This window comes from Enterococcus sp. AMC1251 (genome assembly GCF_058216535.1).
In genome coordinates, this window is the sequence record NZ_CM177098.1 from 620,271 (window position 1) to 634,374 (window position 14,104).

12 protein-coding genes are annotated in these 14,104 nt (G+C 34.2%); 9 read left to right on the plus strand and 3 right to left on the minus strand.

What is annotated here, in order from left to right:
* Nucleotides 1–21 precede the first annotated feature (21 nt).
* Nucleotides 22–1,578, plus strand: a complete 1,557-nt coding sequence (locus tag AC4BBR_RS02875; protein ID WP_490461083.1) for a collagen binding domain-containing protein — start codon at nt 22–24, stop codon at nt 1,576–1,578.
* Between the two features lie 200 nt (nt 1,579–1,778).
* Here the strand turns inward: AC4BBR_RS02875 and AC4BBR_RS02880 are convergent, their stop codons facing one another.
* The gene (locus AC4BBR_RS02880; protein WP_490461084.1) at nt 1,779–3,167 is read right to left on the minus strand and encodes an aspartate kinase; all 1,389 of its coding nucleotides are present in this window, start codon (nt 3,165–3,167) and stop codon (nt 1,779–1,781) included.
* 194 nt (nt 3,168–3,361) lie between these two features.
* Here AC4BBR_RS02880 and AC4BBR_RS02885 point away from each other — a divergent pair, with 194 nt between their 5' ends.
* The 7 genes from AC4BBR_RS02885 to tpx all read left to right on the plus strand — a co-directional run bounded on the left by AC4BBR_RS02885 (nt 3,362) and on the right by tpx (nt 10,709).
* Nucleotides 3,362–4,027: an HAD family hydrolase gene (locus tag AC4BBR_RS02885; RefSeq protein ID WP_490461085.1), complete on the plus strand. Its 666-nt coding sequence runs from the start codon at nt 3,362–3,364 to the stop codon at nt 4,025–4,027.
* Nucleotides 4,028–4,256: 229 nt separating this feature from the next.
* Entirely contained in the window at nt 4,257–5,978 is a 1,722-nt protein-coding gene (gene ezrA / locus AC4BBR_RS02890; RefSeq protein ID WP_490461086.1) for a septation ring formation regulator EzrA, read from the plus strand.
* Nucleotides 5,979–6,105: 127 nt separating this feature from the next.
* Nucleotides 6,106–7,254 carry a cysteine desulfurase family protein gene (locus AC4BBR_RS02895; protein ID WP_490461087.1) on the plus strand — a complete coding sequence of 383 codons (1,149 nt, stop codon included), beginning with the start codon at nt 6,106–6,108 and terminating at the stop codon, nt 7,252–7,254.
* 44 nt (nt 7,255–7,298) lie between these two features.
* A complete protein-coding gene (locus AC4BBR_RS02900) occupies nt 7,299–7,442 on the plus strand; it encodes a hypothetical protein (RefSeq protein ID WP_490461088.1) in 144 nt (47 codons plus the stop codon).
* A 579-nt stretch (nt 7,443–8,021) separates the two neighbouring features.
* Nucleotides 8,022–9,227, plus strand: coding sequence for a tRNA uracil 4-sulfurtransferase ThiI (gene thiI, locus AC4BBR_RS02905; protein WP_490461089.1), 1,206 nt, complete (start codon nt 8,022–8,024; stop codon nt 9,225–9,227).
* 154 nt (nt 9,228–9,381) lie between these two features.
* Nucleotides 9,382–10,035, plus strand: coding sequence for a redox-sensing transcriptional repressor Rex (locus AC4BBR_RS02910; protein WP_490461090.1), 654 nt, complete (start codon nt 9,382–9,384; stop codon nt 10,033–10,035).
* A 182-nt stretch (nt 10,036–10,217) separates the two neighbouring features.
* Nucleotides 10,218–10,709 carry a thiol peroxidase gene (gene tpx, locus AC4BBR_RS02915; protein ID WP_490461091.1) on the plus strand — a complete coding sequence of 164 codons (492 nt, stop codon included), beginning with the start codon at nt 10,218–10,220 and terminating at the stop codon, nt 10,707–10,709.
* A gap of 344 nt (nt 10,710–11,053) precedes the next feature.
* On the opposite strand, the gene AC4BBR_RS02920 is transcribed toward tpx, so the two are convergent.
* Nucleotides 11,054–12,013: an IS30 family transposase gene (locus AC4BBR_RS02920; protein WP_490459128.1), complete on the minus strand. Its 960-nt coding sequence runs from the start codon at nt 12,011–12,013 to the stop codon at nt 11,054–11,056.
* A gap of 175 nt (nt 12,014–12,188) precedes the next feature.
* Here AC4BBR_RS02920 and AC4BBR_RS02925 point away from each other — a divergent pair, with 175 nt between their 5' ends.
* A complete protein-coding gene (locus AC4BBR_RS02925; RefSeq protein ID WP_490461092.1) occupies nt 12,189–12,749 on the plus strand; it encodes a hypothetical protein in 561 nt (186 codons plus the stop codon).
* Nucleotides 12,750–12,786: 37 nt separating this feature from the next.
* Here AC4BBR_RS02925 and AC4BBR_RS02930 read toward each other — a convergent pair whose 3' ends face one another.
* Nucleotides 12,787–14,028 (minus strand): hypothetical protein, encoded by a 1,242-nt coding sequence (locus AC4BBR_RS02930; protein WP_490461093.1) that lies wholly within the window; start codon nt 14,026–14,028, stop codon nt 12,787–12,789.
* Nucleotides 14,029–14,104 lie beyond the last annotated feature (76 nt).

Here is a 14,104-nt window from a genome sequence, read left to right on the forward strand (position 1 = left end):
TATAAAAAAGGAGGCTACTCAATGAAAAAGAAACATGTTACACAATCAATTATACTCTGTATGATTTTTAGTATTTTCTTACCGTCTTATGCCTATGCCAATATGGATTTTGGAGATCTATATGTTTCTGAACCGACAATAGTTGTCGGCGATACTGTTATTGATGAGAAAACCGAAATTAGTTATCATCAAAATGTTTCATTAACGTACACATATAATATCCCAGATTCTATTTCAATTGTTTCAGGGGATACGATGAACTTAAGAGTCCCAGAAAACACTTTAATTGCAAGCGACTTTTCTTATGAAATTAATGCAAATGATGGTTCACTAATCATGATGATTAATGGAGATTCAAAATCAAATACTGTAACAGCGATTTTTGGTCCATTTTATGAATTGCATAAAGCAAATCGTCAAGGAAAGATCCTATTTTATGCTCGAGGAGCAACGATGAAGGAAAATGAAAATTGGGTGATGAATAAGGTCGGTTGGAATAGTTTAGATCATACTTCTGCTATTTGGAATATCATTATCAACCCTGATTCAAAATACATTACCAATGCTATATTGACAGATGTTCTTGGAGAAAATCAAGAGTTTGGCACTGATTTTCTAGTTCAGGCGGAAATTGGAACATATGACAAGGCAACACAATTATTTTATCCACAAGAACCTATTGATACAGCTAAAATTATTTCTACGAATGTTGGCTTCGTTATTAACTTAGGCACATTGAACAATGCAGTTAGTTTAACGTATAGATCGAATAAACTGGCTGATTTTAATATACCCTATAGAAATAAAGCTATTTTGGAAGCGGATGGTGAAGGAAATAAAGTCGTTATTGAGGCTGAAACTCCAGGAATTGGCGGTGGCGGAAGTGGATCAGGTGATCCAGATCCAGGCGAATCGGATCCAGAAGAAACGACCTCAACGGAATCCAGTATACCAGAAAGCACTACAACTTCGGATAGCAGTACTGGAAGTATAGGGGAGTCAACAACAGATAGTACTACCGATTCTACTACTTCGGAATCAGAAGAAACAACCTCAACGGAATCCAGTGCACCAGAAAGCACTACGACTTCGGATAGCAGTACTGGAAGTATAGGGGAGTCAACAACAGATAGTACTACCGATTCTACTACTTCGGAATCAGAAGAAACAACTTCAACGGAATCCAGTACACCAGAAAGCACTACGACTTCGGATAGCAATACTGGAAGTATAGGGGAGTCAACAACAGATAGTGCTACCGATTCTACTACTTCAGAATCAGAAGAAACAACCTCAACGGAATCCAGTGCACCAGAAAGCACTCCAACTTCGGATGGCAGTATTGAGAGTGTAGAGGAATCGATAACAGATAATACTACAGATTCAAGCAGATCCAAACAAAAAACAAATTCTTCTACATTAACGGGGGCAAAATCCAGTAACTATACTCAAAAAAAAGCTGACAAACTTCCTGAGACTGGATATGTGAAATCACTGATTGGATTGTTAGGCTATTCGCTAGTCTTCATTACATTGTCAACAGTTCTATTTAAGCGAAATCGTGAAAAGAATAGTTAAAAGAAAAAGAGAAACAATCAGTTTAAGAATTTTTTTCTAAGCTGATTGTTTCCTTTTTGTTTTTTCAAGCGTAATACGCGTCTAAAGTGAAAATGTTTCATTCTTTGAATATGAAAAAAATGATAAAAACAGAAGGAAATAACATCGCGTTCACTTCTGAGAATTAAAGCCCTAACAAAAGTGAACGCCAGAAAAAAAGATTAAGCTAAATCCTTTGTACGTTTAAGCTGTTCATTATTTTCTTTGAAAAAAGTCTTATACAATGCTTGAATGGCTTTTTTCTCTTGATCTTGACGAATCCCAAACATAATGCTGACCTCAGAAGAACCTTGATTGATCATTTCCAAGTTGATTTTATTGAATGCTAAAGCGGCAGTACTATCAGCCATGACCCCAATTCGTTGGCGCATTCCTTCACCGACGACCATCAACATTGATAAGCCATGAGTGATTCGCAACTCGTCAGGTTCGAGCTCTTGTTCCAAACGTTTCATCAAGGTATCTTCAATATCGATCGTTAGTTGACGCTCTCTTAAAATAATGGAAATATCATCGATTCCAGAAGGCATATGCTCGTAGCTAAGACCTAATTCTTCAAGAATTTGTAACAGACGACGTCCAAAACCTAATTCTCTATTCATTAAATACTTACTGATATAAATACTCGCAAACCCTTGGTCACTGGCAATTCCTACGACTGGATCATGTTTGACCGTTCTAGAAGTAGTGATTAATGTGCCAGGATGTTTAGGATTATTAGTATTTTTGATAACGACTGGAATATTGGCACGATAAGCGGGCATCAAGGCTTCGTCATGTAGTACAGCAAAACCTGCGTACGCCAATTCTCGCATTTCTCGATACGTCAATTCTTTAATCGTTTTTGGCTCGTGAACAATACCGGGATGGGCAACAAAAATTCCGTTGACATCAGTAAAATTTTCGTAAATCAATGCTTTTACACCAGCCGCAACGATCGAACCTGTGATATCTGAGCCTCCCCTAGAAAAGGTACAAATGTCACCTGCTTCTGTAAAACCAAAAAATCCAGGAATCACTAAAATTTCTTCTGTGGAGCTGAATTGATTGATCTTATTTAATGAAGAAGGTAAAATTCGAGCATTACCAGGTTCATTTGAAACAATGATGCCAAGCTCTAAAGGGTTTTTGTAACGAGCATTCAAGCCTCGTTGCTGAAAAAAAGCAGCGACTAGCTTAGCATTATTATCTTCACCACTGGCTAAAAAAGTATCTAAAAGATGAGGATTATTTTCTTTTTCTAATGTCGCTAAATGCTGAATCGCATTTCGGATGTCAGTTAAAACCTCTTTATCAAGTTTGAGTTCATCTAAAATCGCCTCGTAGCGGGCGACAATTTTTCCGATAATTTCAAGGGTACTTTCATTATTTATGCATGCATGATAATAAGTAATCAACATATCTGTCACTTTAATGTCCTCTGAAGAGCGTTTACCAGGAGCTGAAACAACGATGAACTTTCGTGAAACGTCTTCTTTTACGATCTGTAAAACTTTCTCTAATTGTGTTGCAGAAGCAAGCGAGCTTCCCCCAAATTTTGTGACTTTCACTTTTTTCACTCCTAATTTTAATATATTTTTCATTATAATAGTAAAAGAATACCGAAATATCCTTTGAAAAGCAACTGCAAAATGGAAAATTATTTACCCTTTTCAGTTCTTTCCAACAAATTTCTTCATTTTTTTTCAAACTTTTGTTAGACTGGTAGAGCTGAAGTAAGAATAGTAAAAAAAGGAGCACCAAAATGATACAAAAATATGAAGGAATTATTTTCGATATGGATGGCGTATTGGTCGATAGCGAAGAGTTCTATTACCAACGTAGAAAAGCATTTCTTAAAGTGTACGATCTCTCTATCGAGCAAATACCGATTCCTGAATTTGTTGGCGCAGATATGCGAAGTCTGTGGGGGGCAATTCTTAAAGTAAATGATACAAACTATGATGAACCATTCCTAAGTGAAAAATATTTACAATATAAATTAGATCATCCGCTTAATTATGGTAGTATGATCAATCCAGATGCTAAAAGAGTCTTACAATTCCTTAAAAGAAAAGGGTGCAAAATCGGTTTGGCCTCTTCATCAATGATAGATGCAATCCAAGAAGTGTTGAAAGTTGGACAATTAGCTAGTTACTTTGATGTGGTTGTTAGTGGAACCCAATTTGAAAAAAGTAAGCCTGCACCTGAAATATATGAATATACTGCCAGTGAATTAGGAATCAAATCCGAAAACTGTCTTGCTATTGAAGACTCCGAAAAAGGAATACGCTCAGCACATGACGCAGGGATGACCGTCTGGGCTATAAAAGATACTCGCTTTGGAATGAAACAACAATTGGCTGATGCGCTTCTGGACACATTGAGTGATATGTGCAAAAAGTTGCAAGAAGAGGAATTTATCATTTAAACTTGTTCGTAATCAGAACCTAAATGACGCAATATTACAAAGTCAAAACATTTATTAAGAAATTACAATTAACTAGTGCTTGATAGCGTGGATTGTGGTATAATTTTCTGTAGGTGTTTTTAAGAATTTTATGTAGATAAGAGACTAGTGCAATTGCAGGTAGAAATGATTTTGTTATTTATCAGCAGTTGTATAATCATATATGGATAAGTAAACGGAGGAACCATGAATGAAGAATAATCTGATCATTATCGTAGTTTTAGCTATAATAATCATTGCAGCAATTTTGTATTTAGTTGGTTATTTTATGAGAAAGAAAAATCAAATGAAACTCGATGATCTAGAAAAGAGGAAAGAAACACTGTTTGACTTGCCAGTGATTGAAGAGGTCGATGATGTCAAAAAGATGCATATGGTCGGGCAAAGTCAGAACACGTTTAGAGAATGGAATCAACGCTGGACTGAGATTTCTACTCGTTCTTTTGCAGAGCTAGAAAGTCAGATTTTTGAAGTCGAAAATTTAAATGAAACCTTCCGTTTTATGAAAGCGAAAAAAGCAGTTGCTGAAGCAGATCAGACGATGACTGAGATGGAGTCAGAAGTAGAGATCATCCGCAATGGGTTGAAAGAACTGCGTGAGAGTGAAGAACGTAATTCACTTGAAGTACAAAAAGCTTTAGATGTTTACGAAGAACTCAGTAAATTACTTCACAATGAAAAATCAGAGTTTGGTTCTGCTTATCCTGAATTGCAAAAACAAATCAAAAATATCGAAATTGAATTTACTCAGTTTGTGACATTGAACACCTCTGGAGATCCGATCGAAGCACGTGAAGTTTTGGAAAATGCTGAACGTCATACGTATGAGTTAGATGATGTGATGAAACGTATTCCACCGCTTTATGACGAATTGAACAGAACATTTCCAGATCAACTAAAAGAGATTGAAGAAGGATACAAACGTCTGCTTGCAGATCATTATGTTTTTCCTGAAAAGAATTTTGAAGATGAGTTAAGACGTGTTCAAAAGCGCGTGAAAAACTCAACAGTCGATTTAGAAAAGACAGAAGTCGATGCGGTAGAAGTAGCGAATCGCGATACAGCCAATGCGATTGATGCATTATACGAAATCATGGAACGTGAGATCAATGCGAAGAAATATGTGGTCACAAATCATAAAGTCGTTGGTGATTATATCGCACATGCATTGAAAAATAATCGTCAATTAATGATCGAGTTGGATCACACTTCTCAAAGTTATACACTGAATCATAATGAGCTCGGACGATCAAGAGGATTCCAAACAGAGATTGAAGAATTGATTCGTCGTTATGAGGATTTTGAACCAAAAATGAAAGAACACACAATTCCATATTCTGAAGTTCAAGCATTCTTTAAAGATTGCTACAAGATATTAGATGATATTGAGAATCAACAAGTTGAAATCGATGACTCATTAAAAGAACTACGTAAAGGCGAAAAAGCAGCCCAAGAAAAAGTTGATCAATATGATTTCCGTTTACGTAATATCAAACGCCATGTTGAAAAACAACGCTTACCTGGATTGCCAGCTGATTACTTAGAATTCTTCTTTGTAGCAACAGACCGTATCGAAGAATTAAGCAAGGCATTGAATCGGATCCGTATTAACATGGAAGAAATAAAAAAACTTTCTGATCTTTGTAATGAAGACTTAGATTTACTGGATAAGAAAACGAATGATTTAGTTAATTCTGCTGCATTGACCGAACAAATGATGCAATATGCGAACCGTTACCGTCATACACATGAAGCAATTCGCGTAGCAATGGAGAATAGTTTAGAACTATTCTCAAAAGAATACAGATATCAGGATGCTCTGGATGAGATTGGTACAGCACTTGAACGTGTGGAGCCTGGTGCGTTTAGAAGAATCGAAGATTTCTACTTCAATAATCTTGACGTAATATAATATAAACAAATAAGGGTGAGACAAGCGTCTCGCCTTTTTATTTTGATTATATTCTGTATGTGCAGTTGAACTACAAAAATAGAAAGTATATAATAGAAAAGAATTTCAAAAGAAGAAGGTTTATTAGATGATATATTTTGATAACAGTGCAACAACTCCGATTTATCCCCAAGCTTTGGATACTTATATAAAAGTTAGTCAACGGATTATTGGCAATCCGTCTAGTTTACATGATTTGGGTAACCAAGCGAATCGTTTGTTAGAACAAGCGCGTAAGCAAATAGCTGATTTGATTCAAGTGAAGTCAAATGAGATTTACTTTACAAGTGGTGGAACAGAAGGCGATAATTGGGTGTTAAAAGGTACAGCTTTAGAGAAAAAAAGTTTTGGTCGTCATATTATTGTTTCGGATATTGAACATCCCGCTGTTTCTGAAACTGCACGACAACTTGCTGAGAATGGGTTTGAGCTCTCAATCGCTCCTGTTGATGAGCGTGGTTTTGTGAAAGTGGATGAATTAGCTAAATTAATTCGTAAAGATACGATCCTTGTTTCAATCATGGCAGTTAATAATGAAATAGGTTCAATTCAACCTATTCAAGCTATTAGCGACTGTTTGACAGATTATCCAACGATTCATTTTCATGTGGATGCGGTTCAGGCAATCAGTAAAGTCAATCAGAAAGAATGGTTAACACCGCGTGTAGATTTTGCGACTTTTTCTGCCCATAAGTTTCACGGCCCAAGAGGTGTCGGGTTTATTTATTGGAAACATGGGCGTAAGCTTGCGCCGCTACTAAATGGTGGTGGTCAAGAAGATGATCAAAGAAGTGGTACTCAAAATGTTCCTGGGATCGTTTCCATGGCTAAAGCGTTACGTTTATATGTAGATAAAAAAATGGAAAAACCTGCGCACACAGCAACCATTCGTCGTTATTTGATTGAGGCATTAGAGGAATATAAGAATGTCACTGTATTTTCAGAAAAAACCTCAGATTTTGCACCTCATATTTTATGTTTTGCATTAAAAGGAATTCGAGGAGAGGTGTTAGTACATGCATTAGAAGAAAAACAAATATACACATCAACGACCAGTGCGTGTTCTAGTCGGAAAAAATTGTCTAGCAGTACATTGCATGCAATGAAAGTACAAGACTCTTTAGCAACTTCAGCTATTCGTATTAGTTTAGATGAAAGCAATACGATTGCAGAAGCGGAACAGTTTATGATTATTTTTAATCAACTGTACAAGAAATTTCTTGTATTAAATGGCTAAGTAATAAAAGCGTATCAAATTGAGATTATTAGGAGGAAGCTAAGATGGGGTTAGATGAATTAGTTGTGGATAAGGTATTTTCATGGAAAATAAATAAAGACAATAAATTGTTCATTTTTTATCATGGTAAACAAGTAATGATTGCTAAAGGAGCAGAAGCTGAAAATTTAGCAGAGGATTTACAATAAGCTAGCGCAAAACAACAGCAATATATACTTGCAAGAGTAACAGGTGATTTTAAGCGAGGAAATGAACAACTTGCCAAAAGAAGTTTGAAAAATAGAATGTAATATTTGGTTATAAATACCTAAAGTGGACTAATTTGATTTCGTAGACTCTTTTTTGTTCTAGGAGTTCTTAATATAAATATCGAGTAACTTAAAAATCATATGTTTCGATCAATTTTATTTTGTGTAAATAAAAAAACGGCTTTTTTACTGATATTCTCTTTATAAAATTGTTTTATAGAGCGTTTTTTATGTATGAAAAAGTTATTATTTTGTTTCTGCATATATGGTGGATGATTAGCTATAAATAATTAAACGAGGGGCTTTAAAAAGATAGTTCTTATTAAAATTATTTCCGTACAAAAAAACTTAGTATGGAGAAGTTATCAGAATTAGTCGTTTAAATTTGCCACACTCTATGTTATAGTAATTCAAGCAAATATTTATTGCTAGCTATACTGCTAGCACGTGGAGGATGAATTAAGTAAACCTCTTTATCAATGTTATGATATCTAGCTTTACAGAAAAGGATTGAAAATTGTGAAATATACTGAAATAATGGTTCGCTACGGTGAACTTTCAACCAAAGGAAAAAACAGAAAATTATTTACCTCTCAATTAGCATATAATGTTAAAAGAAACCTGAGCGAATTTCCAGCAGTAAAAGTTCATGCGGATCGTGATCGGATGCACCTATTGCTAAACGGCGAAGACAGTAGAAGTATCATACCAAAATTAGAAAAAATATTCGGTATTCAAAATTTTTCTCCCAGCATTCGAGTAGAAAAAAATATGCCTGATATTCGTGAAATGGTACAAACGATCATCAAAGTTGTCTACCAACCAGGCCAAACGTTTAAAATCACTTCTAAACGTTCTGATCATTCATTTGAATTAGATTCAAACGAATTGAACCGAGAATTGGGCGGTGCGGTTATGGAAGTTTTTCCTGAAATTGGTGTACAAATGAGAAAACCTGATATCAATATTCGTATAGAAATTCGTAAAGAGGGGGCGTACCTTTCTTATGAGACGATTCGTGGTGCTGGTGGATTACCTGTTGGGACTAGCGGACGTGGTATGCTGATGCTTTCTGGTGGAATCGATTCACCTGTGGCTGGTTACTTATCAATGAAGCGAGGTGTGGAAGTGGAAGCTGTTCATTTTGCCAGCCCACCATACACAAGTGAACAAGCTTTACAAAAAGCCAAAGATTTAGCTGCAAAAATTGCACCATACGCCGGCAGTATCCAATTTATTGAAGTGCCGTTCACTGAAATTCAAGAAGAAATCAAACGAGTTGTACCTGAAGGATATCTGATGACAGTTACACGTCGAATGATGTTGCGTTTAACTGATGCAATTCGTGAAGCAAGAAAAGGATTAGTGATCATTAATGGCGAATCATTGGGACAAGTTGCATCGCAAACGTTACAAAGTATGGTAGCAATCAATGAAGTGACTACCACACCGATCATTCGACCAGTCGTATCGATGGATAAAGGTGAAATTATCGAAATTGCTGAAAAAATCGATACATTTGAGTTAGCGATCCAACCTTTTGAAGATTGCTGTACGATTTTCGCCCCTCCTCAACCTAAAACGAAACCAAAATTAGACAAAGCTCAAGCTTATGAAGCAAGGTTAGATATAGATGGATTAATGGCACGATCGATGGCAGGTTTGAAAGTTAGTGAAATAACTGAATTAAGTGAACAAAACAAAGAATTTTCTGATTTATTATAAAAGGTGAAAGAACAGACTTGATAACGCTATCGAATCTGTTCTTTTTATTTATTAGGTTTTTCTAATATCTGCTATATATTTCACAAACGTATTGCTCAAGACCGCTAAGCATGCTAAACTATATATGTGAAAAAAGTAACAAGGAGGTTGGAAAATGAAAGAATTACATAAAGAAAAAGAAATGCCAAAAGCTACGGCTAAGCGATTGCCTTTGTACTTACGTTATTTGAAAATGCTAGGGGATTCTGGTGTAACACGGATCAAATCAAAAGAATTTAGTGATATAATACAAGTCCCACCGGCAACGATTCGCCGTGATTTTTCACATTTGGGTGAATTAGGTCGTAGTGGTTATGGCTATGATGTGCCATACTTAATCGAAGTTTTTAGCCATATTTTAAACACTCAAGAAGAAAAACGGATTGCTTTGATCGGTTGCGGTAACTTAGGGAAAGCTTTGGTCAAAAATAATTTTCGAAGAAACGAGAATTTGAATATTGTTTGTGCATTTGATACAGAACAAGAAATTGTAGGATTATCAGTTGATGATATTACGATCCAACCAATGGAAAATCTAGCAGAAGAAGTCAAAAAAACGGGTGTAACAGTAGCAATATCTACAGTACCCAGCCAATTTGCACAAGAGGCGATTGATAAAATCGTCGATGCGGGTATTACAGCGATTTTGAATTTTGCACCGGATCGTGTAACTGTGCCGAATAACGTGAATGTACAATATATTGATTTAACAACCGAACTACAAACCTTGATTTATTTTGATGAAACTTTTTCGAATAAAAAATCGTAGAAAGCAAGAACGTTGTCATCCATTCTTCCTTCCTCTATACTAAATATAGATAGAGAATTATAACTTGTTTTGCTGTGAGAGCTAGCTTTTCATAAAAAAGATAAAATCTGATTGTGACTAAAAGCGCGACTCTACTATTTTTCAGTCAGCCCGTTCAGCTTTTAAATTTAGGAGGGAAAATAATGAAAGTAACAAAAAAAGGCGAAGAAGTAGAAATTGTCGGTGTACAACCTGAGATAGGTACTAAAGCGCCAAATTTTTCATTAAAAAATTTAAGTGATAAAGTAGTGAATTTATCAGATTTTTCTGGTACGCCAACCTTAATCAGTGTTGTACCTGACATCGATACTAGAATCTGTTCATTGCAAACAAAACGTTTTAATCAGGAAGCTGCTAAAGTAGAAGGCGTAAAATTTATTACGATTTCAAATAATACAAAAGAAGAACAAGAAAATTGGTGTGCGGCCGAAGGTGTTGATATGGAAATTCTACATGATACAGAAGGAACCTTTGGACAATTGTATGGTTTATTTATTCCTGCGATGGGACGTTTAGCTCGTAGTATTTTTGTGATCGATAAGAATGGTAATGTTGCTTATAAAGCGATTTCTAGTGAAATTTCGGAAGAACCAGATTATGTTGAGGCTTTGAATAAAGTAATAACTATGCTTTAATTTTTTATAACAGAAATTTTTGAAAGTGAGTAAAACCTATTTTTGGGTTTTACTCACTTTTTTTATTTAGGGTTATTTGTTCAGTTGAATTTATAAAATAGTGAAAATTGGTTATAATATGTTTGCTATTTGTGTTAAAATAAAATCAGTATAAAGTAATTTTATATGAGGAGGATAAAAAAAGAAACAAGTGAAGCATAAAGTATACTTTATAACTGTATAGGAAAGTTGTTTCGAGTACACTTTTTTCGAGTTTCAAGAAAGTGTTTGATTAAGAACCTATTTTGAAAAGATTTTCAAAAGTCATAGCATAGAAGGTAAAGAAGTTTTTATAATTTGATTTGTCAAATTAAGCTAGACAAATGTCTTTCATTTATGTAACTCAAAAATACTTCTAATGGTGTTCGATAATTTAAAGATTTCCTTGGTATGTGATTTCTTTTAGAGGTGACAGCCGCAACAAAAGCTTGGTCAACTTGATTAAAATCCATTGTTTTAGGCAGCCCATCTTTACGTAATAACCCATTCGAATGCTCATTTAATCCGCGTTGTGAGGGGGTTCCAGGGTCTGCAAAATAGATAGAAATATCATTGACATTACTCATGTTTTTCCAATTTGAAAATTCTTTTCCACAATCAAAGGTAATGGATTTGAACAAGTTTCTGGGAATCTTTTGTAGCCAATCAGTTGTCGCTTTTTCAATATCCAATGCTTTCCGACCATTTGGTTTTAATGTAATAATCACTTTTGAAAGGCGTTCAACTAGAGTGATGATGGCACTTTTATGATGAACGCCAACAATTGTGTCACCTTCTAAATGCCCAAATTCCTGTTGGAAATTAGGGTAGTCAGTGGATCGTTCTGAAATATTGCGTTTAAATGCTTGCTTTCCACGACGTTCTTTATGCCCGTTGGGCTTTCGTTTCCCTTTCATTGGTAGTTTTGAGCAATCAAATTGATTCGCTTTAAACTGACGATAAAGTGTTCTAACAGAGCATGAAATAGGAAACTCAGCTCGACCAATAATCACATCAGGTGTCCACCCTTGAGCCACCATAGATTGAATGTAATCATGCTGTTTTGTAGGCAAACTAATGGGTTGTCGACCACAACGTGTTTTATTTTCTTTATATTGTTGGTAATAGTCACAGATAGATTTTCCTTGTTTCAGGAAGTTGTAAACATTGTAGATTGTCTGTCTAGAACGAGTTAAAGTCTTAGAAACCATCGTAACAGGTTGGCTCATATTGAAATAAGCTTCTATCATCACGAGTTCATTTGATGTAAGATGAGTATAGGTCATTTGTCTTCACTCCTTATAATTCTTTGGTCGGAACTATTTTGAGTGTAGCACAAATGACTTATTTAGTTGTCTAGCTTAATTTTACTATCGGCGTAAATAAAAATGAACAAAGGATAATAAGCAATTATCTGGTATTAATTTTTATAATAAATTAAATATTTTAAGGAGAGATACAATGATCCCTATTTTTTTAAGCAGACCCAATCCATTTACTCTTGAACAAGATTATTTTTTGTCTAAAATACTTGAACTATTAAAAGCAAACAATATCGAACCAATTACTTTAAAAGCAAAGGACTATAATCCTTATGAGTCTCTAAGTTGTTTAGATGAAATGATAAAGAGGTGTTACGGAATGATTATCTTGGCCTTTGGGCAAACATATATTAATGAAGGTATATCAAAAAAAGGAAGTATCACTAAAGAAAACTTTTTTGAATCCTATGAAAATAATTTGGAACAAACCTGGATAACCAGTCCTTTTTGTCATATAGAAGGAGCACTGGCTTTCAGTAATAAACTTCCTATTTTCATACTTAATCAAGATGGAGTAAAACTTGATGGAATATTGAAGGAAGGAACTCACGCTGTTACAGCTCCCTCCTTTTGTCTGCATTCTAAAAAAAATATAGATACATTTTTCGATCAGTCACAATATTTGACTGATTTCAATAATTGGAAACAACAAATTTCTCAATTATATAATTTTATAAATAACTCTAATATAATTCAATAAAATAAGATATTTTTCAAAGTTTCTTTTGGAAATGTGATTAAATTCCCAAAATACTCTTAACTTTCTTCAAGTCATTTTCTAGGGTTTGTCTACCTTCTATAATTGTTTTTTCCTGTCTTTTAGACATATAGTTTATTTGAAAAGGAGTATTTTCTACATTAGATGAGATAAGTAATAAATCAGCTTGGTTAGATAAAAACCATGCATTATTGAAATCATCTGATTCTCTTTTTAGTTTATGAGCATTTGATAAATATATTTTCGCATAATGTACAGCTGTATAATAATATTCTTTTACTATTTCAATTTTTGCTTCTAATAAATATATTTTTAAAAGCGATGTACAATAATTTCTGCCACAATAGATATTCCCACTTTCATAATCAGCACCTATTCTATAATGTTCAATTGCACTGTATAAATGTTCTGCTTTTCCAGTTATATTGAAAAGTTTAAGTGAAATCGCGGCTGATATTCCAAGGGCATCTTCACAAGTAGTGTTTTCTAAATCTATCTTTTGGCTCAAAAAGACCTTAAGCGATGTTAAATTTGATACTGAATTATTGCTTTTATATGACGCTAAAACATAAGAACAAACAATGTTATTATCCGAATATTTATAGTTATCCATGATATCTTCAAAAGTTAGTACGGCATTTTCGTAATTTTCGTTTTCTATATAGTCATTCCCCATTTTTATTTTGGTACGTAACGATTCAGTTAATCTATGAGGATTTTTAGCTGTTTCTTTTTTATTATAAACTCCCATGTGAAATACTGGACTGTCAATATATTCATCATCTGAATTTTTGCATGTATGAATAATTTTGGATAAACAATCAGAAAAACGCTTAATTTCATTTATATCTTTTTGTTTCGTGGAATTATAAGTTAGATGAGGTACAAAGGTTAGATCAAAAAAGCTGTTTGTTTTTAGTGTTTTTTCATCACATATAATTATTGTAGATTTAGGTTTCATGGCGTGACGCATACCTAATTCATAAATAGCATTTTGATTTAATGCTGTAATATCAGCTATGACAATATCCGCCTCATAAATATTTTTTATAAAAGTTTCATTTATTGCCTGTGTTGTGTAGACTTCATCAGATCGAAATGAATGTTTTAGATGTTCATGATTATAAATGGATACTAGATTTTCTTTTATTAATGTTGGTTTAATTAGATATTCATACGTATCATCAAGGTTAACTTTGATTTTCGTATTAGGAATTGTTTTTATTTGATACCCCATTATTACAAAACATGTGTTTGCCATTTTAATTACCTCTTTCTCATTAACTTAATACCAGATAATTGCTTATTATCCTTTGTTCAAAGAGCTTTTACATATC

Excerpts from the sequence above, each read along its gene's own strand:
- AC4BBR_RS02875 (WP_490461083.1), top strand. The coding sequence starts at position 22 with ATGAAAAAGAAACATGTTACACAATCAATTATACTCTGTATGATTTTT.
- AC4BBR_RS02885 (WP_490461085.1), top strand. The coding sequence starts at position 3,362 with ATGATACAAAAATATGAAGGAATTATTTTCGATATGGATGGCGTATTG.
- ezrA (WP_490461086.1), top strand. The coding sequence starts at position 4,257 with ATGAAGAATAATCTGATCATTATCGTAGTTTTAGCTATAATAATCATT.
- AC4BBR_RS02895 (WP_490461087.1), top strand. The coding sequence starts at position 6,106 with ATGATATATTTTGATAACAGTGCAACAACTCCGATTTATCCCCAAGCT.
- AC4BBR_RS02900 (WP_490461088.1), top strand. The coding sequence starts at position 7,299 with ATGGGGTTAGATGAATTAGTTGTGGATAAGGTATTTTCATGGAAAATA.
- AC4BBR_RS02910 (WP_490461090.1), top strand. The coding sequence starts at position 9,382 with ATGAAAGAATTACATAAAGAAAAAGAAATGCCAAAAGCTACGGCTAAG.
- tpx (WP_490461091.1), top strand. The coding sequence starts at position 10,218 with ATGAAAGTAACAAAAAAAGGCGAAGAAGTAGAAATTGTCGGTGTACAA.
- AC4BBR_RS02920 (WP_490459128.1), bottom strand. The coding sequence starts at position 12,013 with ATGACCTATACTCATCTTACATCAAATGAACTCGTGATGATAGAAGCT.
- AC4BBR_RS02925 (WP_490461092.1), top strand. The coding sequence starts at position 12,189 with ATGATCCCTATTTTTTTAAGCAGACCCAATCCATTTACTCTTGAACAA.
- AC4BBR_RS02930 (WP_490461093.1), bottom strand. The coding sequence starts at position 14,028 with ATGGCAAACACATGTTTTGTAATAATGGGGTATCAAATAAAAACAATT.